This window comes from Stenotrophomonas sp., assembly GCF_036662295.1.
Classification (GTDB): Bacteria; Pseudomonadota; Gammaproteobacteria; order Xanthomonadales; family Xanthomonadaceae; genus Stenotrophomonas.
The window spans coordinates 1-18,202 of record NZ_JAVWXA010000078.1 but is presented as its reverse complement, the minus strand read 5'-3'; the positions used below and the strand labels follow the sequence as shown (position 1 = coordinate 18,202).

General features: G+C 68.4%; 19 protein-coding genes. 5 read left to right on the top strand and 14 right to left on the bottom strand.

Translation table 11 applies throughout. The annotated features are described in order from the left end of the window. Positions 1-230: 230 nt before the first annotated feature. The 8 genes from truD to RSA25_RS14270 all read right to left on the bottom strand — a co-directional run bounded on the left by truD (position 231) and on the right by RSA25_RS14270 (position 6,942). Positions 231-1,277: a tRNA pseudouridine(13) synthase TruD gene (truD, locus tag RSA25_RS14305; protein ID WP_332809521.1), complete on the bottom strand. Its 1,047-nt coding sequence runs from the start codon at positions 1,275-1,277 to the stop codon at positions 231-233. Continuing rightward, complete coding sequence (ispF, locus tag RSA25_RS14300; RefSeq protein ID WP_332809520.1) at positions 1,274-1,771, bottom strand: 2-C-methyl-D-erythritol 2,4-cyclodiphosphate synthase; 498 nt, start codon at positions 1,769-1,771, stop codon at positions 1,274-1,276. The genes truD and ispF overlap by 4 nt, the downstream gene beginning before the upstream one ends. Before the next feature lie 38 nt (positions 1,772-1,809). Continuing rightward, on the bottom strand, positions 1,810-2,505 hold the full coding sequence (gene ispD, locus RSA25_RS14295) for a 2-C-methyl-D-erythritol 4-phosphate cytidylyltransferase (protein ID WP_332809522.1): 696 nt from the start codon (positions 2,503-2,505) through the stop codon (positions 1,810-1,812). Next, a complete protein-coding gene (gene ftsB / locus RSA25_RS14290; protein WP_332809519.1) occupies positions 2,502-2,849 on the bottom strand; it encodes a cell division protein FtsB in 348 nt (115 codons plus the stop codon). The genes ispD and ftsB overlap by 4 nt, the downstream gene beginning before the upstream one ends. Positions 2,850-2,853: 4 nt before the next feature. Then, on the bottom strand, positions 2,854-4,146 hold the full coding sequence (eno, locus tag RSA25_RS14285; RefSeq protein WP_332809518.1) for a phosphopyruvate hydratase: 1,293 nt from the start codon (positions 4,144-4,146) through the stop codon (positions 2,854-2,856). Between the two features lie 125 nt (positions 4,147-4,271). Then, positions 4,272-4,625 (bottom strand): hypothetical protein, encoded by a 354-nt coding sequence (locus RSA25_RS14280; protein WP_332809517.1) that lies wholly within the window; start codon positions 4,623-4,625, stop codon positions 4,272-4,274. A 37-nt stretch (positions 4,626-4,662) separates the two neighbouring features. After that, the gene (locus tag RSA25_RS14275; RefSeq protein WP_332809516.1) at positions 4,663-6,321 is read right to left on the bottom strand and encodes a CTP synthase; all 1,659 of its coding nucleotides are present in this window, start codon (positions 6,319-6,321) and stop codon (positions 4,663-4,665) included. Positions 6,322-6,702: 381 nt separating this feature from the next. Further along, positions 6,703-6,942, bottom strand: a complete 240-nt coding sequence (locus RSA25_RS14270; protein WP_332809515.1) for a hypothetical protein — start codon at positions 6,940-6,942, stop codon at positions 6,703-6,705. Positions 6,943-7,080: 138 nt separating this feature from the next. On the opposite strand from RSA25_RS14270, the gene parE reads away from it, so the two are divergent. After that, on the top strand, positions 7,081-8,970 hold the full coding sequence (parE, locus tag RSA25_RS14265) for a DNA topoisomerase IV subunit B (protein WP_332809514.1): 1,890 nt from the start codon (positions 7,081-7,083) through the stop codon (positions 8,968-8,970). A 466-nt stretch (positions 8,971-9,436) separates the two neighbouring features. On the opposite strand, the gene RSA25_RS14260 is transcribed toward parE, so the two are convergent. After that, positions 9,437-10,558: an inorganic phosphate transporter gene (locus tag RSA25_RS14260; RefSeq protein WP_332809513.1), complete on the bottom strand. Its 1,122-nt coding sequence runs from the start codon at positions 10,556-10,558 to the stop codon at positions 9,437-9,439. 13 nt (positions 10,559-10,571) lie between these two features. Then, the gene (locus tag RSA25_RS14255) at positions 10,572-11,198 is read right to left on the bottom strand and encodes a DUF47 family protein (protein WP_259204513.1); all 627 of its coding nucleotides are present in this window, start codon (positions 11,196-11,198) and stop codon (positions 10,572-10,574) included. Between the two features lie 282 nt (positions 11,199-11,480). On the opposite strand from RSA25_RS14255, the gene RSA25_RS14250 reads away from it, so the two are divergent. Together RSA25_RS14250 and RSA25_RS14245 are read left to right on the top strand one after the other, a co-directional pair. Next, a complete protein-coding gene (locus tag RSA25_RS14250; protein ID WP_332809512.1) occupies positions 11,481-12,824 on the top strand; it encodes a hemolysin family protein in 1,344 nt (447 codons plus the stop codon). Further along, on the top strand, positions 12,808-13,461 hold the full coding sequence (locus RSA25_RS14245) for an exopolysaccharide biosynthesis protein (RefSeq protein ID WP_332809511.1): 654 nt from the start codon (positions 12,808-12,810) through the stop codon (positions 13,459-13,461). Before RSA25_RS14250 ends, RSA25_RS14245 begins: the two co-directional genes overlap by 17 nt. A 63-nt stretch (positions 13,462-13,524) precedes the next feature. Here the strand turns inward: RSA25_RS14245 and RSA25_RS14240 are convergent, their stop codons facing one another. The 4 genes from RSA25_RS14240 to RSA25_RS14225 all read right to left on the bottom strand — a co-directional run bounded on the left by RSA25_RS14240 (position 13,525) and on the right by RSA25_RS14225 (position 16,495). Beyond that, positions 13,525-14,034 carry a pyridoxamine 5'-phosphate oxidase family protein gene (locus tag RSA25_RS14240; RefSeq protein ID WP_332809510.1) on the bottom strand — a complete coding sequence of 170 codons (510 nt, stop codon included), beginning with the start codon at positions 14,032-14,034 and terminating at the stop codon, positions 13,525-13,527. Between the two features lie 155 nt (positions 14,035-14,189). Beyond that, complete coding sequence (locus RSA25_RS14235; RefSeq protein WP_332809509.1) at positions 14,190-15,176, bottom strand: LLM class flavin-dependent oxidoreductase; 987 nt, start codon at positions 15,174-15,176, stop codon at positions 14,190-14,192. A gap of 143 nt (positions 15,177-15,319) precedes the next feature. Continuing rightward, complete coding sequence (locus RSA25_RS14230; RefSeq protein WP_332809508.1) at positions 15,320-16,075, bottom strand: sulfurtransferase; 756 nt, start codon at positions 16,073-16,075, stop codon at positions 15,320-15,322. A gap of 54 nt (positions 16,076-16,129) precedes the next feature. Continuing rightward, entirely contained in the window at positions 16,130-16,495 is a 366-nt protein-coding gene (locus tag RSA25_RS14225) for a DUF6164 family protein (protein WP_332809507.1), read from the bottom strand. Between the two features lie 64 nt (positions 16,496-16,559). On the opposite strand from RSA25_RS14225, the gene RSA25_RS14220 reads away from it, so the two are divergent. Both RSA25_RS14220 and RSA25_RS14215 read left to right on the top strand, forming a co-directional pair. Beyond that, a complete protein-coding gene (locus RSA25_RS14220; RefSeq protein ID WP_332809506.1) occupies positions 16,560-17,000 on the top strand; it encodes an FKBP-type peptidyl-prolyl cis-trans isomerase in 441 nt (146 codons plus the stop codon). 9 nt (positions 17,001-17,009) lie between these two features. After that, positions 17,010-18,202: TIGR03862 family flavoprotein (locus tag RSA25_RS14215; protein ID WP_332809505.1), on the top strand; the 1,193-nt coding region annotated here is incomplete at its 3' end.

Sequence of the window (18,202 nt, the reverse complement as noted above, 5' to 3'; positions counted from 1 at the left end):
CAAGCGGGATGCCGAGGTCGCCCTCGGCTACCACTGACAAGACAGTTGCTACCGGCGATTGCCGGAAGATTTTCGGAGGTTCGCCCATCGCGCACCCCGCCTCGGATGTTCGGACCGACGCCCATCGCGGCGCGTCATGCCCCGGGGGTAGAGCCACCCCATGGGTGGCTGCGCGCGGTGCCGGAATGGAGAGCAGCCACGCATGGCGTGGCGCTAACGGTGATCAAGGGTCACTCCGCCGCGGGTGCGGCCTGGCTGGCGTCTTCCACCGGTCCCAGTTCGTGCAGGACGGCGGTGGCATAGCAGCCCGGCGGCAGGGCGAAGCTGAGTTCGAGGACGTCCGGCTGCAGCCACTGGTGCTGCAGCGTGGCCGGGCGCAGGCGCAACGCGCGGCGCTCCTGCTTCAGGCGGGCGCCCTCCAGGCCGGCGCGCAGGGCCAGCGACTGCTCGTCGCTGATGGCGCCCAGTTCCAGTGCGGCGGCCGCGCCGGTGCTGCGCAGCTCGCCCTCGCCCCACAACGGGCCGCTGGGGTGGATGTCGAAACGGCCGAGGCGGTCGGCCAGCAGGTCGGTGAAGGGCTCGGGGCCGAACACGCTGCGGCTGCCGTCGAGCATCCACACCTCCCCATCCAGCGGCGTGTCCCAGCTGCCCTGGGCCAGGCGTTCGGCCAACACCTGGTTGAACAAGGCCGAGCGCGCCGCCGAGAGCAGCAGCGAGCGCTGGTCCGGGCGCATCCGACGGCCGCCGAACATGGCCAGCGCGGCCGGCACGTTGCCGCCGTCGCGACCAAAACGCTGTTCGCCGAACCAGTTGGGCAGGCCGCGCGCGGCGATCAGCGACAGGCGCTCGTCGATGGCCGCCGCATCGCCCTGCACGTCGCGAAGGACCAGCTTGAACCGGTTGCCGGCCAATGCACCCCGCTGCAGCTTGCGGTTATGCCAGGTCGATTCGACCACCTCGATCTCATCGGAGGCCAGCAGGGCGGGGTCCGGCGCGATCCGCTTGGGCAGGTGCACGCTGAAGCGCTGGGTGGTGACGGCGTGGCGGTCCTTCATGCCGGCATAGCTGACCGCCATGTCCGGCAGCCCGGCCCAGCGCGCCAGCACCTTGGCCACGTGCACGGTGTTGGCCCCGCGCTTGCGCAGGGTGAGCAGCAGGTGCTCGCCCTCCCCGCTCGGCTCGAACGCCGGCAGCTCATCCACCTGGAAATCCTCCGGCGTGGTCCGGATCCTGGCGCTCAGCAGCGGCGCGCCAAAGGCCAGCGGCAGCGGGATCACAGGGCCACCAACAGCACCACGGCCTGGGCGGCGATGCCTTCCCCACGCCCGGTGAAGCCCAGCTTCTCCGAGGTGGTGGCCTTGACGCTGACCGCATCCAGGGCGATGCCCAGCACGTCGGCGATGCGTTCGCGCATGGCCAGCGCGTGCGGGCCGACCTTGGGCCGCTCGCAGATCACGGTGATGTCGGTATTGCCGACCTGCCAGCCGCGTTCGCGCAGCAATTGGTTGCAATGGGCCAGGAAGCGGCTGCTGTCGGCATCCTTCCAGCGCATGTCCGACGGCGGGAAATGCTGGCCGATGTCGCCCAGCGACAGGGCACCCAGCATGGCATCGCACAAGGCGTGCAGGACCACATCGCCATCGCTGTGGGCCAGGACGCCGCAGGTGTGCGCGACGCGCACGCCGCCCAGCATGAGGTGGTCGCCATCACCGAAGGCGTGGACGTCGTAACCCTGCCCGATCCGGACCGGAGGAAATGGAGGCGTGTTCATGGCAAAAACCTGCAGTGGTGGCCATGCGCGCGGAGGGCTTATCCGCGGCGCGACAGCTCGAATAGGAAACGGGACAGATCGGCCGGGGTGGTGACCTTGAAGTTGTCTTCACTGCCTTCCACCAGCAACGGGCGCAGCCCCTGCCGCTCCATCGCCATGGCGTCGTCGGTGACCTCGACCCCGGCGGCGGCGGCCTCCTGCAGTGCGCGCGCCAACTGGTGGCGACGGAACAACTGCGGGGTCAGGGCGCGCCACAGGCGGGCGCGGGGCTCGGTGGCATCGATGCCACCATCGTCGCCGGCGCGCTTGAGGGTATCGCGCACCGGCGCGGCGAGGATCGCCCCGATCGGGTCGTTGCGCCCCACCTCCAGCAACCGGCCCAGGTCGGCGGCGGCCAGGTTGGGCCGGGCGGCGTCATGGACCAGCACGAAATCATCGGCACGCACGCTGTCGGGCAAGGCCTGCAACCCGGCCAGCACCGAGCTGGCGCGGGTGGCGCCACCGGTGCAGGTGAGGATCGGCTTGCCGGCCAGCGACTGCCAGCCGGGCCAGTCGGTGTCGCCCTCGGCGACGACCACCATGACCCCGGCCACCACCGGGTGCGTCAGCAACGCCTCCAGGGTGTGGGCCAGCAACACGCGGTCGCCGGCCAGCAGGTATTGCTTGGGAATCTCGCCGCCAAAGCGGGTGCCGCGACCGGCGGCCGGCACCACGGCCCAGACCGTGCCCATCAGGGCACGTCCGGGTGCGGCGCATCCGGATCGATCGCCACCGGCGCGCGCGCAGGCGCGACCGGGGCATCTTCGACCACGCGGTAGAACTTCTCGCCGGGCTTGATCATGCCCAGCTCGCTGCGGGCGCGCTCCTCGATGGCCGCCTGGCCTTCCTTGAGGTCCTTGACCTCGGCGGCCAACGCATCATTGCGCTGCTGAAGACCGGCGTTGTCGCGCTGCTGGCTGGCGACCTGGGCCTCCAGGGACATCACTTCCCCTGAATTGCCCGGGCCGAACCAGAAGCGATACTGCAGCCACGCCAGCAACAGGGCGAGCAGCAACAGCATCCAGCGCCAGTTGCGCATGGGATCAGCGCTTCAGCGACACGAACGCGTCACGACCGGCGTAACGCGCACCGGCACCGAGGGCTTCTTCGATGCGCAGCAGCTGGTTGTACTTGGCCACGCGGTCGCTGCGGCACAGCGAGCCGGTCTTGATCTGGGTGGCGGTGGTGGCCACGGCGATGTCGGCGATGGTGGTGTCTTCGGTTTCGCCCGAACGGTGGGAAACCACCGCAGCGTAGTTGGCGGCCTGCGCCATGGCGATGGCTTCCAGGGTCTCGGTCAGGGTGCCGATCTGGTTGACCTTGATCAGGATCGCGTTGGCGGTGCCCGAGTCGATGCCTTCCTTGAAGATCCTGGGGTTGGTCACGAACAGGTCATCGCCGACCAGCTGCACCTTCTTGCCGATGCGGTCGGTGAGCAGCTTCCAGCCGGCCCAGTCGTTCTCGGCCAGGCCGTCTTCGATGCTGATGATCGGGTACTGGGCGGCCCAGTCGGCCAGGAAGTCCACGAACTGGTCCGAGGTCAGGCGCTTGTTCTCGCCGACCAGGTTGTACTTGCCGTTCTCGTAGAACTCGCTGGAGGCCACGTCCAGGCCCAGCAGCACGTCTTCGCCGGCGGTGTAGCCGGCCTTGCCGATCGCCTCGAGGATGGTGTCCAGCGCTTCGACGTTGCTGCGGAAGTCCGGCGCGAAGCCGCCCTCATCGCCCACCGCCGTGCTCAGGCCGTGGCCCTTGAGGACGGACTTGAGCGAATGGAAGATTTCGGTACCGGCACGCAGCGACTCGGAGAACGAGCTGAAGCCGACCGGCAGCACCATGAATTCCTGGAAATCGACGTTGTTGTCGGCGTGCGCGCCGCCGTTGATGATGTTCATCATCGGCACCGGCAGCGACGGGGTCGCACCAGTCTTGGCGGCCAGGTACTGCCACAGCGCCTGCTTGTTGGCGGCGGCGGCGGCATGGGCGGTGGCCATGGACACGGCCAGCAGCGCGTTGGCGCCCAGGCGGCCCTTGTTCTCGGTGCCGTCCAGGTCGATCAGGCGGCGGTCCAGCCCGGCCTGGTCGGCGGCATCAAAGCCGGTCAGGGCCGAGGCGATGGTGGTGTTGACGTTGGCCACGGCGTTGCGCACGCCCTTGCCCAGGTAACGGGTCTTGTCGCCGTCACGCAGCTCGACCGCTTCCTTGGTGCCGGTGGAGGCGCCGGAGGGAACCGCGGCGCGGCCGAACGAACCGTCCTCGAGGATGACGTCGGCTTCCAGCGTGGGATTGCCACGGCTGTCGAGGATTTCACGGGCGTGGATGCTGCGGATCGTGGTCATAGCGGGCCGGTTACCAGTCAGGAAGGGGAAACGCCAAAAAAGGAGCGCTGAAAAGCTGCCGCGTGATTATCGCCATCCACCTGCCGCTTGCCAAATCGGCAGGCGACCGGGACCGGGCGCGTGCCCTAGAGCACGGCGGGCACCAGCAGCACCGCCAGCAGCAGGACGTTCAACAGCAGCGCCGCCACCCCGCCACCGGCCTGGCGATGCAGGCGCAGGGCCAGCACGCTGGCGATGACGCTGCCCAGCAACGTGGTCGCGCCCAGCACGAGGGTGACGGTGAGGTAAGGCGCAGTGGCCTGCATGGCATGGCTGCCATCGCCGGGCATGCCGACGCTGGCCATCACCAGCACGGTGAGCATGAACGTGCAGGCCCACGCGCCGAGGGACAGCAGCAGCGCCGCCCAGCCCCACGGCCAGGCGCGCCAGTGCCGGCGCTGGCGGCGCGCTTCCAGCGCCGCCCACGGATCCTGGCTCATGCCGGCCGCCGGGAGGGGCGACCGGCGCCGTGCGCGCTCAGGCGCCTGCGTCCAGCGCGCCGCCGGCCTTGCGCTCGCGCGCGGCGCGGATGAAGCCGATGAACAGCGGGTGGCCGTCGCGCGGGGTGGACAGGAACTCCGGGTGCGCCTGGCACGCCAGGAACCACGGGTGCGCCGTGCGCGGCAGCTCCACCACTTCCACCAGCGTGTCATCCATCGACTTGCCGGCGATCACCAGCCCGGCATCTTCCAGCTGGGTGCGGTAGCGGTTGTTGAACTCGTAACGGTGGCGGTGGCGCTCGGACACCACGTCCTTGCCGTACAGCTCGCGGGCCAGGGTGCCCGGCTTCAGGCGCTGCTCTTGCAGGCCCAGGCGCATGGTGCCGCCCAGGTCGCTCTTGTCATCGCGCTTTTCCACGTCGCCGGCGGCGGTGCGCCATTCGGTGATCAGGCCGATCACCGGATTGGGCGACTGGCGGTCGTTCTCGGTGCTGTTGGCGCCGTCCAGGCCGGCAACGTGGCGGGCGTAATCCACCACCGCGGCCTGCATGCCGTAGCAGATGCCGAAGTACGGCACGTTCTGTTCGCGGGCGAACTGCGAGGTGAGCACCTTGCCCTCGAAACCACGGTCACCGAAGCCGCCGGGCACCAGGATGCCGTCGACATCCTTCAGCGCGCCCATGTCGCTGCCTTCCAGGTCCTGCGCTTCCAGCCACTTCAGGTTGACCTTGGTGCGCTGGCGCAGGCCGCCGTGCTTGAGCGCCTCGCCGACGGACTTGTAGGCATCCTGGTGGTCCACGTACTTGCCGACCACCGCGATGGTGACCTCGTCCAGCGGGTGCAGGGTGGCATCCACCGCCGCTTCCCACTCGTGCAGGTCGGCCGGGCCGGCCTCGTCGCCGAGCTTGAACTGGTTGATGACGATGTCGTCCAGGCCCTGTTCGTGCAGGCCCATCGGGATGCGGTACAGCACGTCCACGTCGGGCACGCTGATCACCGCGCGTTCGGAGACGTTGGTGAACTGGGCGATCTTGCGGCGCTCCGAATCGGGCACCACCTGCTCGGACCGGCACAGCAGCACGTCCGGCTGGATGCCGATCGAGCGCAGTTCCTTGACCGAGTGCTGGGTCGGCTTGGTCTTCAGCTCGCCGGCGGCGGCGATGTAGGGCACCAGGGTCAGGTGCATGAACAGCGCCTTCTCCGGGCCGCGCTCGGTGCGCACCTGGCGGATCGCCTCCAGGAACGGCAGCGACTCGATGTCGCCCACGGTGCCGCCGATCTCCACCAGCGCCACGTCGAAGCCTTCGGTGGCCTCGTCCATGCAGCGGCGGATCTCATCGGTGATGTGCGGAATGACCTGCACGGTGGCGCCCAGGTAGTCGCCGCGGCGCTCCTTGCGGATCACGTTCTCGTAGATGCGGCCGGTGGTGACCGAGTTCTTGCGGCTCAGGCGGGTGCGGACGAAGCGCTCGTAGTGGCCCAGGTCCAGGTCGGTCTCGGCGCCGTCGTCGGTGACATACACCTCGCCGTGCTGGAACGGGCTCATGGTGCCCGGGTCGACGTTGATGTAGGGGTCGAGCTTCATCATCGTGACCTTCAGGCCACGGGCTTCGAGGATGGAGGCAAGTGACGCGGCGGCAATGCCTTTGCCGAGCGAGGACACTACGCCGCCGGTTACGAAGATCAAGGGAGTCATGGCTGGGGGTGTCCTGTCAGGAAGGGGAAAACGACGCCGGCGCGGGGGCGACGGACGGCGTGAAGGGGAAATCGGGGGTGATCGGGCCACAGGCGGCGGGAGGACACGCGCGCCGGGGGCGGGATCAGGGAGGCGATGGGCAGGCCGGTCGGCGAGGTCGGGTTGGCCGTGCCGGTCGCTGAATGGACCGTCACCTCCTGCCTACCCTGCTGGCGATCGCGCACGATCAGGCCAGTCCATTCGCTGATGGATGACACGCACTGCTCCCGGAAAGCGCTAGTTTACAGATTGAAGGCCCCAACCCCAAGCGCCGGGGCGGGGCCTTCACAAAAAAAAGACGCCCCGGCAGTGCCGGGGCGTCCGTTGGCGGGGCAGAAGCGGTCAGCGCTTCTTCTTCGCCTCTTCCTCTTCTTCCTTCTGCGGGGCCTGCTCGCCCTTGGCCTTCATGTCGGCGGTGGCCTGGGCCCGGCGCTTGGCCTTGGCGTCGGCCTCGGCCTGCGCCTTGTCGGCCTGCTCGCCCTGCTGCGGCGCGGGCTGGCCCTGTCCGGCGTTCTGGGCCATGGCCAGCGGCACGGCCACGACGGCGGCGGCAATGGCGATGACGGTCAGCAACTTCTTCATGGAGGCACTCCTCGCGGTCTCGGCTTGGGACGGGAGACAGTGTATCCAACCCTGGTCGGCCGGCCCCTGAACGTGTGGCGTGCAAAAAAACCGCCCAGACCGCAAACTTCGCCGTCGCTTTGCGCTTTATGAAGACAGATGAACGCCCGCTATAACGCCGCCGATATTGAAGTCCTGTCCGGCCTGGACCCGGTCAAGCGCCGCCCAGGCATGTACACCGACACCGCGCGCCCGAACCATCTGGCGCAGGAGGTGATCGACAATGCCGTGGACGAGGCCCTGGCCGGGCATGCCCGGACGGTCGAGGTCACCCTGTACAAGGACGGCAGCTGCGAGGTCAGCGATGACGGCCGCGGCATGCCGGTGGACATCCATCCGGAGGAGAAGATCCCCGGCGTGGAACTGATCCTCACCCGCCTGCACGCCGGCGGCAAGTTCAACAACAAGAACTACACCTTCTCCGGCGGCCTGCACGGCGTGGGCGTGAGCGTGGTGAATGCGCTGTCGACCCTGGTGGAAGTGCACATCCGGCGCGACGGCAGCGAACACCGCATCACCTTCCGTGATGGCGACCGCGCCACCCCGCTGGAAGTGGTAGGCAGCGTGGGCAAGAAGAACACCGGTACGCGCGTGCGCTTCTGGGCTGATCCGAAGTATTTCGACACGCCCAAGTACAACCTGCGGGCGCTGCGCCACCTGCTGCGCGCCAAGGCCGTGCTGTGCCCCGGGCTGACCGTGAAGCTGCGCGATGAGGCCACCGACGAGCAGGACAGCTGGTACTTCGAGGATGGCCTGAGCGACTACCTGAAGGCCGAGCTGGGCGAGCGCGAGATGCTGCCGGCGGACCTGTTCGTGGGCCACCTGAAGAAGGAAAACGAGGTGGTGGACTGGGCCCTGGCCTGGCTGCCGGAGGGCGAGCTGGTCCAGGAAAGCTACGTCAACCTGATTCCGACGGCGCAGCACGGGACGCACGCCAACGGCCTGCGCACGGGCCTGACCGAGGCGCTGCGCGAGTTCTGCGATTTCCGCAACCTGCTGCCGCGCGGGGTGAAGCTGGCACCGGAAGATGTGTGGGACCGGGTGTCGTTCGTGCTGTCGCTGAAGATGACCGACCCGCAGTTCAGCGGCCAGACCAAGGAGCGGTTGTCCTCGCGCCAGGCGGCCGGGTTCGTGGAGGGGGCCGCGCATGATGCGTTCAGCCTGCTGCTCAACCAGAACGTGGAGATGGGCGAGAAGATCGCGCAGCTGGCGATCGAGCGCGCGAGTGCGCGGCTGAAGACCGAAAAGCTGGTGACGCGCAAGAAGGTGACCCAGGGCCCTGCCCTGCCGGGCAAGCTGGCAGACTGCATCAGCCAGGACCTGTCGCGCACCGAGCTGTTCCTGGTGGAAGGCGACTCGGCCGGCGGCAGTGCGAAGCAGGCGCGCGACAAGGATTTCCAGGCGATCATGCCGCTGCGCGGGAAGATCCTCAATACGTGGGAAGTGTCGTCGGGGAGCGTGCTGGCCTCGGAGGAAGTGCACAACCTGGCGATCGCGATCGGCTGTGATCCGGGCAAGGAGGACATCAGCGGGCTGCGCTACGGGAAGGTGGTGATCCTGGCCGACGCCGATTCGGACGGGCTGCATATCGCGACGCTGCTGACGGCGCTGTTCCTGAAGCATTTCCCGGCGCTGGTGGATGCGGGCCACGTGTTCGTGGCGATGCCGCCGCTGTTCCGTATCGACGTGGGCAAGCAGGTGTTCTACGCGCTGGACGAGGAAGAGAAGCGGACGCTGCTGGACAAGATCGAACGCGAGAAGATCAAGGGTGCGGTGAGCGTGACGCGCTTCAAGGGCCTGGGCGAGATGAATCCGCCCCAGTTGCGCGAGTCGACGATCCATCCCGATACCCGGCGCCTGGTGCAGTTGACGGTGGACGATGGCGAGCAGACCAGCGCGTTGATGGACATGCTGCTGGCCAAGAAGCGTGCCGGCGACCGCAAGCAGTGGCTGGAGAACAAGGGCGATCTGGCCTCGTTGGAGGTTTGATCGCGGGTGGGTTGATGGTTTGGAAGAAGCCCGCCTTTTTGGCGGGTTTTTTTTGGGGAATGGCGAGGGTGGAGCACAGGCGCGCGAGCGCCTTGCGCACATGGGGAGCGGGTACGGTTGGGGGTGCGGGGCGGCCCGGTGCAATGGCGACCCCGGTAGGGTCGCGCCCCAGCCGACTGCCGATGCCGGCGCAACGTTCGGTGATGGCATGACCTTCGAACAACATCCTGTCGGTCAATTTGCGCGGATGCCGATCATGTCCATGCCGATATCGGGGCGGCAGGGGTTCACGGCAGTCGGCTGGGGCGCGACCGTACCTGCGCTCTACGTTCTACGTTCTGCTTCCTGCCTCCTGCATTTCGCGGGCATGCCAGGCGCATGTACTGCTCGCGCCTACGAAAAACCCGCCTTTCGGCGGGCTTTCCGGTGCGGACGGGCAATGCCCGGTGCGCGACGGCCAGGCGCGTTACGCCCAGCCGAACAGTTCGAACAGGCGCAGGATCAGGTAGGCGCAGCCGCCTGCCGCCGGGATGGTGAGGATCCAGGCCCAGACGATACGCTCGATCACGCCGAAGCGCAGCGAGCGCGGGTTCTTGGCGTAGCCCACGCCCATGATCGCGGTGGAGATGCTGTGGGTGGTGGAGACCGGCATGCCGAAATGTGCCGCCAGGGTGAGGATGGTGGCCGAGCTGGTCTCGGCGGCGAAGCCGTGGATGGGGTGCAGCTTGACCATCTTGTGACCCAGGGTCTTGATGATCTTCCAGCCACCCGACGCCGTACCGGCCGCCATCACCACCGCGCAGGTGAGCACGATCCACATCGCGATGCCGTCACCGGTGCTGGCATCGGGGTGCATGAAGGCCAGCCACGACGGCAGGTCGTCCAGTGCACCGGTCGCCTCGGCGCCGATCAGGGTCATGGCGATGATGCCCATGGTCTTCTGCGCGTCGTTGTGGCCGTGGGCGAAGCCCATGTACGCCGCGGACACGATCTGGGCCTTGCCGAAGAAGGCGTTGACGATGCGCGGGCGGGCCAGGCGGCCGAGCCAGCCACCGGCCTTGGCCATGCCGGCGATGATCGCCCACAGCAGCAGCATCACCACGATGCCGAGCAGGAAGCCGGCGATCGGGGAGGTGATCATGGGCAGGAACACCTTCCACAGCAGGCCCTTGTTCTGGGCCCAGGTGCCGATGCGCTCGGACCAGATCAGCGCGTCCCAGTTGTTGTGGGCCGCGGCCAGGCCGGCACCGCAGAGGCCGCCGATCAGGGCGTGGGAGGACGAGGACGGCAGGCCCTTCCACCAGGTGATCAGGTTCCAGATGATGCCGCCCAGCAGCGCGCACAGGATCACCTGCGGGGTGACGTCGACCACGTTGGTGTTGAGCAGGCCCGAGGCGATGGTCAGCGCCACCGCGGTGCCGGTCAGGGCACCGATGAGGTTCATGAACGCCGCGAGCATCACCGCCCAGCCGGGCGAGAGCACTTTGGTCGCCACCACGGTGGCGATGGAGTTGGCGGTATCGTGGAAGCCGTTGATGAACTCGAAGACGAGCGCGGCCAGGATCACCACCAGGACAAGGGTCAGCATGCTGTGGCGTCCGTCAGCTGTTCTTCAGCACGATCTGGTACGCCACCACGCCGGCCTCGCGGCAGCGGTCGATGGCTTTTTCCAGGATCTCGAAGAACTCCTTGAGCAGGAACATCTGCAGGTTGTCCAGGCGGCCGGAATAGATGTCGCGGTACAGCTCGAGCATCAGGCGGTCCGCTTCGTTCTCCAGCGAGCGCAGCTTCTCGTTGAGCGCGGTCATCCGGTCCAGGTTCATGTGGCGCAGGTCGCCCACCATCTCCACCACCACGCTGGCGGCCTGTTCGAGCATCGCCGCGCGCGGCGCGAAATCGATGTGCTCCAGGTGCTTGGTGGCCAGCGAATAGCGGTCGGCGAACTTCTCCACCTGCTTGGGGATCTTGTACAGCGCCGACCCCAGCGCCTCGATGTCCTCGCGCTCGATGGGGGTCATGAAGCTGTCCACCAGCGCCTGGCTGATCTTGTCCGAGGCCGCGCGCTCGCGCAGGCGGGCCAGCTTGAAGGCGTCCAGCGCCGGCTGGCGGTCGGCTTCGCGCAGCATCGCGTGCAGCGCCTTGGCGCTGTCCTGGGCGGCCTGGGCAGCCTCGTCCAGCAGGGTGTAGAACTGTTTGCCGGAGCCGAAAATGGTCTGCAGAGAGAACATTGAGAAACCTATTCGCCGTCGAGGAAGGACGGCACCGGACGGAATTATGACGGTTTGATGTCCGTTCCGGGTACTCCCCCCTGTCTTCACGCCGCCGCGCCCCCGCCTGAACGACGCTGGTTGCCTCCCTGCCCCGGCCTTTTGTTAAGATGCGCGGGCGCCTTCGGGCGCACTCTATGGACGACGACCCTACCCCCCCGCCGCACCGCCGCGCTGACGCGCCCTCCGGTAGCCGCCACCGCTTGAACACGCCCTCCCTGCCACCAACCGGGGACGACGCCCGTGTTTGAACTGATTATTGTCCTGGCCTTGATCCTGCTCAACGGCTTCTTTGCCATGTCCGAGATGTCGGTCATGACCTCGCGCAAGAGCCGCCTCAAGCAGATGGCCGCGACCAGCAAGCGGGCCGAGCGCGCGCTGGAGCTGTCCGAGAAGCCGGAAAGCTTCCTGTCCACGGTCCAGATCGGGATCACCCTGATCGGCATCCTGACCGGCGTCTACGGTGGCGATGCGATCGGCAATGCCATCGCCGTGCACCTGCAGCAGATGTTCCCGGCCCTGTCCGCGCCGTTCCCGCTGTTCGGGGAGCCGCAGCCGTGGTCGGCCCTGATCGGCAAGACCCTGGCCGTGGCCCTGATCACGTTCCTGACGCTGATCTTCGGCGAACTGGTGCCCAAGCGGCTGGCGATCACCCGTTCGGAGGACATCGCCGGCCTCGTCGCGCTGCCCATGAGCGGGTTGGCGCGCATCGCCTTCCCCGCCGTATGGCTGCTTTCCCATACCACCCGCCTGGTGCTGCGCGTGCTGGGCCTGGGCAAGGACGAGGCGGCGTCGGTGACCGAAGAGGAAATCCGCATGCTGGTGGCCGAAAGCCACGAGGCCGGCGTGATCGATACGCATGAGCGGGACATGATGAACCGGGTGATGCGCCTGGGCGACCGCACCGCCGACAGCCTGATGACCCCACGCAACCGGATCGCCTGGCTGGACACCGCCGCCGACCCGGAGAAGAACATCGCCACCATGCGCGAGAACGAGTTCTCGCGCTACCCGGTATACCGCGACAACGACCAGGACATCGTGGGCGTGCTGGAGGTCAAGAGCCTGGTGACGCGCCTGGTGCGCGATGACCACTCGCTGTTCCAGCACCTGCGCGAGCCGCTGTACGTGTCCGAGTCCACCCATGCGATGAAGCTGCTGGAGATCTTCCGCGAAGAACAGCAGTCGATGGCGCTGGTGGTGGACGAATACGGCGAGATCCAGGGCCTGGTGACCATCAGCGACCTGATGGGCGCGGTGGTCGGGCGCCTGCAGTCGGTGGAGAACGTGGACGAGGACGCGCTGGTGGTGACGCGCGAGGACGGCTCGTTCCTGGTCGATGGCTCGCTGTCGATCGAAGACCTGCGCGAGCTGATGGGCAACGCCGAGCTGCCCGACGCCGAGGATGGCGACTACTACACGCTGGCCGGCATGTGCATCCATTACTTCGGGCGCATCCCGCACGCGGGCGAGTATTTCGACTGGGCCGGCTGGCGCATCGAGATCGTCGACCTGGACGGTGCGCGGGTGGACAAGCTGCTGCTGCGCACGCTGTCCGAAGAAGAGACCGATGAACTCACCGGCTGATCCCCCGCCGGAGCCGGGCCGGGACGCGTACCGCAACGAGGGTATCCGCACGCTGCTGGCGATGTTCGACCGCGGCGATCCCGAGCACCGGCTGCTGCTGGGCACGATCCTGCGCGACCTGCAGCAGAGCGCGTTCGGCGTGTTCCTGTTCGTGGCGATCCTGCCGGCGTTCATCCCGATCCCGGGCGTGGCCGGGGCGGTGAGCGGGCCGTTGATCGTGCTGATCGGCGCGCAGATGCTGTTCGGCATGCGCCGCCCGTGGCTGCCGCGGTTCATCGCCGGGCGCGGGCCCCGGCGCGGGACCATGCATCGCTTCCTGGCGCGGATCGACCGGCCGCTGCGGCGGCTGGACAAGCTGCTCAAGCCGCGCCTGCCGGCGTTGCTGGTGCCCTACCCCGCGCATGCCTTCACCGGCCTGCTGCTGATCCTGGTGGCGGTGCTGCTGTCGCTGCCGATTCCGTTCACCAACTACCTGTTCGGCTTCCAGCTGCTGTTGTTCGCGCTGGCGCTGCTGGAACGGGATGGGGTGTTGATGCTGTTGAACTGGATCGGCGCGGTGGCGGCGGTGGTGTTCTTCGGCTTCAGTTCGGGGCAGTTGGTGAGCTATACGATGGAGCAGGTCCAGCGTTGGTTCTGAGCGGCGTGCCGACCGACGGTCGGCAGCTGCCGGTGCCGGGCCATGGCCGGCACCGGCGCTGGCTTACTGACCCGGCTTGAGGTCCACCGTACCAGTATCGGACAACGCGCCCGGGTCGTCGGTGACGGCCGACAGCACGAAATACAGGGCGCTGCCCAGCAGGCCACCGGGGCCGTCCCAGTACTCGGCCGATTCGGCGCTGACGTGGATCAGGCGCAGGTTCGGATCGTCCTTGCCGCCGGGGAAGAACAGCTTCATCGCCGGTGACCACAGTTCTTCGATCTTGGCGCGGTCATCGACCACGCGGGCGGTGCCGGCAACGGACACATAGGTGTTGCCCGAGGGTGAGGAGTAGGAGACGTTGACGCGCGGATTGAGCGCGATCTCGGCCACCTTGGGGCTGTCGGCGGCGGTGGCGAACCACAGGTCACCGTCGAACTCCACTTCCTGGGTGCCGAGCGGGCGGCTGTACAGACGGCCATCGACGCCGACGGTGGTGAACATGGCGATGTCCACGTCGGCAATCATGCCGGCCAGTTGTTTGATGTGCTGCTGGCGATCCTGCTCTGCCATGGGGGTGACTCCTGGAACGGGAGCCCCATCACAGCCGATCGGCAGCCATGGCCGCGTGAACCGGGTGGTCACGCGGCCTTCGCAGGACGCTTCGAAGGTGGGTGTGTGGAACGGTGAACGGGTGCAGCCACCCATGGGGTAGCGCTACCGTGCCGTTATGCGTTGGCCTTCCATGCCTGCATCGCCAGGCCGAACGAGCGCTTGCGCGCGGCGTGGTCGTAGATGTTGGCGGTGAGCAGGATTTCATCCGGCTTGTGGCGCGCGGCAAACGCGGCCATGCCCTCGCCCACCTGGCGGACGTCGCCCACCACGGCGCAGGCCAGCGCGTTCTGCACGCCGATCTTTTCGTGCGGCTGCCAGAACGCTTCGATGTCCTCGATCGGCGGCGGGATCAGGCCGGGCAGGCCGCGGCGCAGGTTGACGAAGCTCTGCTGCTGGGTGGTGAACAGGCGCTTGGCTTCGGCCTCGGATTCGGCGGCGACCACGTTCAGGCCGAGCACCGCGTAGGGGGCCTCCAGGTACGCCGAGCGGCGGAACTCGCTGCGGTAGACCGCCAACGCCTGGTCCATCGCATCGGGGGCGAAGTGCGAGGCGAAGGCGAACGGCAGGCCCATGGCGGCGGCCAGGCGCGCACTGAACAGGCTCGAGCCGAGCAGCCAGACCGGCACCGGGATGCCGGCACCGGGCACGGCGCGCACGGCCTGGCCAGGCTGCGCCGGCTCGAAGTAATGCAGCAGCTCGCGCACGTCCTGGGGGAACTGGTCGGCACTGTCGAAGTAGCGGCGCAGCGCACGCGCGGTGGGCTGGTCGGTGCCGGGGGCGCGGCCCAGGCCGAGGTCGATGCGGTCCGGATAGAGCGAGGCCAGCGTGCCGAACTGCTCGGCCACCTGCAGCGGGGAGTGGTTGGGCAGCATGATGCCGCCGGCACCCACGCGGATGCGCCGGGTGCCGCCAGCCACATGCCCGATCAGCACCGCGGTGGCGGCGCTGGCGATGCCCGGCATGTTGTGGTGTTCGGCCAGCCAGTACCGGTGGAAGCCCCAGCCTTCGGCATGCTGGGCCAGGTCCAGCATGTTGGCGAAGGCCTGGGTGGTGTCGCTGCCCTCGCAGACCGGGGCCAGGTCAAGAATCGACAATTGCATGAACGCGTTGCCTCCAGGAGATATCCCCCTGACATGGGGCCGGGCTGGCCACCCGCCAGTGCCGGTGGCGGGATGCTGATTCCTGCGGTTCGGGTGCGTGAGGCGCCCCGGCCGGTGGCGCGCGGCGTGGCGGCGCGTCCGGCTCAGGCGGCCGCGGTGGCCGATCCGTCCACCAGCGGTTGCAGCTGGTCGTCCAGCGCCACGCGCTCGTCGAACACGAAACAGCGGCCCTCGTAGCCTTCGCCGCCGACGGCCTCGAAGTAGCCCAGGATGCCGCCCTCGAGCTGCAGCACGTTGTCCATCCCATCGTTGCGCATCCACAGCGCGGCCTTTTCGCAGCGGATGCCGCCGGTGCAGAAACTGACCACGGTGCTGTCGCGCAGGGCATCGCGGTGCGGTGCCAGCGCCTCGGGCAGGTCGGTGAAGCGGGTGATCGGCAGCACCAGCGCATCCTGGAAGGTGCCGTAGGCCACCTCCTGGGTGTTGCGGGTGTCCAGCATCACCACCGGCTTGCCGGCGTCGTCATGCCCCTGGCGCAGCCAACGCTGCACGGTGGCCGGATCGACGGCCGGGGCACGCGGAAACGCCAGCGGCTGGCCATCGGCGATACGGAAACTGATGATCTCCGGCTTGACCTTGGCCTTGAGCCGCGCAAACGGCTGGCCCTGGCTGGTGCTGGTCTTGACCCGCATGTCGGCAAAGCGCGGGTCGGCATGCAGCGCGGCGTAGAAGGCCTCGATCCCGGCCGGCGCGCCGGCCAGGAACAGGTTGATGCCCTCGCCCGCCACCAGGATCGTGCCACGCAGGTCGGCCGCTTCCGCGCGTGCGCGCAGCGTGGCGCACAGCGCGTCCGGGTCGGTGACGGGGGTGAAGTGGTAGGCGGCGGTATTGGCGATCATGCGCCCATTATAAATCCCGACCGCCGCGCTGCCCGGCCCGGGCGGCGGGGCGGTTCAGCCGCGCAGCAGCATGAAGGGCAGCAGCACCAGGGCGGCGGCGGCCAGCATGCCCAGCAGCACCGCCACCACGAACAGCGGCCGGCGCTGCAGCAGGCTGCCGAAGGTCTCGGCGGTGCCATCGCGCAGCGCGGCCTGCCGCTCGGCGCGCACGCGCACGCCCCGGGCCTGCTGGTACTCGGCCATCAGCGCCTTGGCGCGCGGCTGGTCGGCGTCATCACGCAGCCAGATCCCGCCCCAGGAGATGCCCCAGGGGCTGGGCTCGGTGCGGTAGTGGGCGATGCCCGCCTGGTCCAGCAGGGCGGTCACGTCCTGGATTTCATCGTCCGCGACGTTGCGCAGGTTGAGCAGCAGTTTCGACATGCGCCCATGATAGCGCCCGACGATGCGCTACCCTTGCGTCCCGTTTTTGCGATCCGGAGCCGTCATGCCTCGTCTGTCGTCCTACCTGCTTGCTCCCCTGATGCTGCTGGCGCTGGCCGGCTGCACCCCGCCCGGCCCGCCGCCGGGGGGCACCCTCACGCAGTTCGAGAAGATCGACACCCAGCCGGGCAACGGCGCCGAGGCCACCCCGGGCAGCAAGGTGACCGTGCATTACACCGGCTGGATCTACAACGAGCACGCCGCCGACAAGCACGGCGAGAAGTTCGACAGCTCGGTGGACCGCGGCGAGCCGTTCACCTTCGACCTCGGCAAGGGCCAGGTCATCAAGGGCTGGGACGAAGGGTTTGCCGGCATGAAGGTGGGCGGCAAGCGCACGCTGATGATCCCGCCGGCCTTCGGCTACGGCGATCGCGGCGCCGGCCCGATCCAGCCCGGCGCGTCGCTGGTGTTCGATGTCGAGCTGCTCGACGTCACCCCGAACTGAGTCTGCTGCATGCGTAGTCCAGACAGCGCGCCACGGCGCGTGGCGATCATCGGCGGCGGCCCGGCCGGGCTGATGGCGGCTGAAACCGTGCGCGCGGCCGGCCACCAGGTCGATGTTTACGAGGCCAAGGGATCGCCGGGGCGCAAGTTCCTGATCGCCGGCAAGGGGGGGTTGAACCTGACCCACTCCGATCCGTCGGCCCTGTTCGTCTCGCGCTACCGCGAGCGCGCCGCCGAGGTGGGCCGCTGGCTGGCCGACTTCGACGGCCCGGCGCTGCGGGCGTGGGCGCAGGGCTTTGGCGTGGAGACCTACGTCGGCAGTTCCGGCCGGGTGTTTCCGGTCGATCGCAAGGCCGCGCCGCTGCTGCGCGGCTGGGTGCGCCGGCTGAAGGAACAGGGCATGCGCCTGCACGTGCAGCACCGCTGGACCGGTTGGGACGCCGACGGTGCACTGCTTATGCACACGCCCGAGGGCCCGGTGCGCGTGGTTGCCGACGCGGTGGTGCTGGCAATGGGCGGCGGCAGCTGGCCTGAGCTGGGCTCGGACGCGGCGTGGGTGGAACCGCTGGCCGCGCGCGGGATCAAATTGGCCCCGCTGAAGCCGGCCAACTGCGGTTTCGACCTGGAATGGAGCGCGTACTTCCGCGAGCGCCAGGCCGGGGCACCGTTGAAGCCGGTGGTGGCCCACTGGACGTCGCTGGATGGCCAGGCCTGCGTGCAGCAGGGCGAGTGCGTGATCACTGCCGACGGCATCGAAGGCAGCCTGGTGTATGCGATGGCCGCCGACCTGCGCGACACGCTGGCCCGCGATGGCCAGGTGCAGCTTCAGCTGGACCTGCTGCCGGGGCAGACCGAAGCGCAGGTGCTGGACAAGCTGCAGCGGCCGCGCCAGGGCCGCAGTTTCGGCGAACACCTGCGTCGCCAGTTGGGCCTGGGTGGGGTGAAGTCGGCGCTGCTGTTCGAGGTGCTGGGCAAGGACGCTGGGCAGCGCCCGGCCGACGCCATTGCCGCCGCCCTGAAGCGACTGCCGCTGGGCCCGTTGCGACCGCGCCCGATCGCCGAAGTGATCAGCACCGCCGGTGGCGTGCGCCTGGATGCGATGGATGAGGGCTTGATGCTGCGGGCAGTGCCCGGCGTGTTCTGTGCCGGCGAAATGCTGGACTGGGAGGCACCTACGGGTGGCTATCTGCTGACCGCGTGCTA

What these genes read in the sequence shown, in the direction of transcription:
- RSA25_RS14235 (WP_332809509.1), bottom strand. Translation starts at nt 15,176, where the DNA reads ATGCAATTGTCGATTCTTGACCTGGCCCCGGTCTGCGAGGGCAGCGAC.
- eno (WP_332809518.1), bottom strand. Translation starts at nt 4,146, where the DNA reads ATGACCACGATCCGCAGCATCCACGCCCGTGAAATCCTCGACAGCCGT.
- RSA25_RS14270 (WP_332809515.1), bottom strand. Translation starts at nt 6,942, where the DNA reads ATGAAGAAGTTGCTGACCGTCATCGCCATTGCCGCCGCCGTCGTGGCC.
- RSA25_RS14230 (WP_332809508.1), bottom strand. Translation starts at nt 16,075, where the DNA reads ATGATCGCCAATACCGCCGCCTACCACTTCACCCCCGTCACCGACCCG.
- RSA25_RS14225 (WP_332809507.1), bottom strand. Translation starts at nt 16,495, where the DNA reads ATGTCGAAACTGCTGCTCAACCTGCGCAACGTCGCGGACGATGAAATC.
- ftsB (WP_332809519.1), bottom strand. Translation starts at nt 2,849, where the DNA reads ATGCGCAACTGGCGCTGGATGCTGTTGCTGCTCGCCCTGTTGCTGGCG.
- ispF (WP_332809520.1), bottom strand. Translation starts at nt 1,771, where the DNA reads ATGAACACGCCTCCATTTCCTCCGGTCCGGATCGGGCAGGGTTACGAC.
- RSA25_RS14280 (WP_332809517.1), bottom strand. Translation starts at nt 4,625, where the DNA reads ATGAGCCAGGATCCGTGGGCGGCGCTGGAAGCGCGCCGCCAGCGCCGG.
- RSA25_RS14220 (WP_332809506.1), top strand. Translation starts at nt 16,560, where the DNA reads ATGCCTCGTCTGTCGTCCTACCTGCTTGCTCCCCTGATGCTGCTGGCG.
- parE (WP_332809514.1), top strand. Translation starts at nt 7,081, where the DNA reads ATGAACGCCCGCTATAACGCCGCCGATATTGAAGTCCTGTCCGGCCTG.
- RSA25_RS14255 (WP_259204513.1), bottom strand. Translation starts at nt 11,198, where the DNA reads ATGTTCTCTCTGCAGACCATTTTCGGCTCCGGCAAACAGTTCTACACC.
- RSA25_RS14260 (WP_332809513.1), bottom strand. Translation starts at nt 10,558, where the DNA reads ATGCTGACCCTTGTCCTGGTGGTGATCCTGGCCGCGCTCGTCTTCGAG.
- RSA25_RS14275 (WP_332809516.1), bottom strand. Translation starts at nt 6,321, where the DNA reads ATGACTCCCTTGATCTTCGTAACCGGCGGCGTAGTGTCCTCGCTCGGC.
- RSA25_RS14245 (WP_332809511.1), top strand. Translation starts at nt 12,808, where the DNA reads ATGAACTCACCGGCTGATCCCCCGCCGGAGCCGGGCCGGGACGCGTAC.
- RSA25_RS14240 (WP_332809510.1), bottom strand. Translation starts at nt 14,034, where the DNA reads ATGGCAGAGCAGGATCGCCAGCAGCACATCAAACAACTGGCCGGCATG.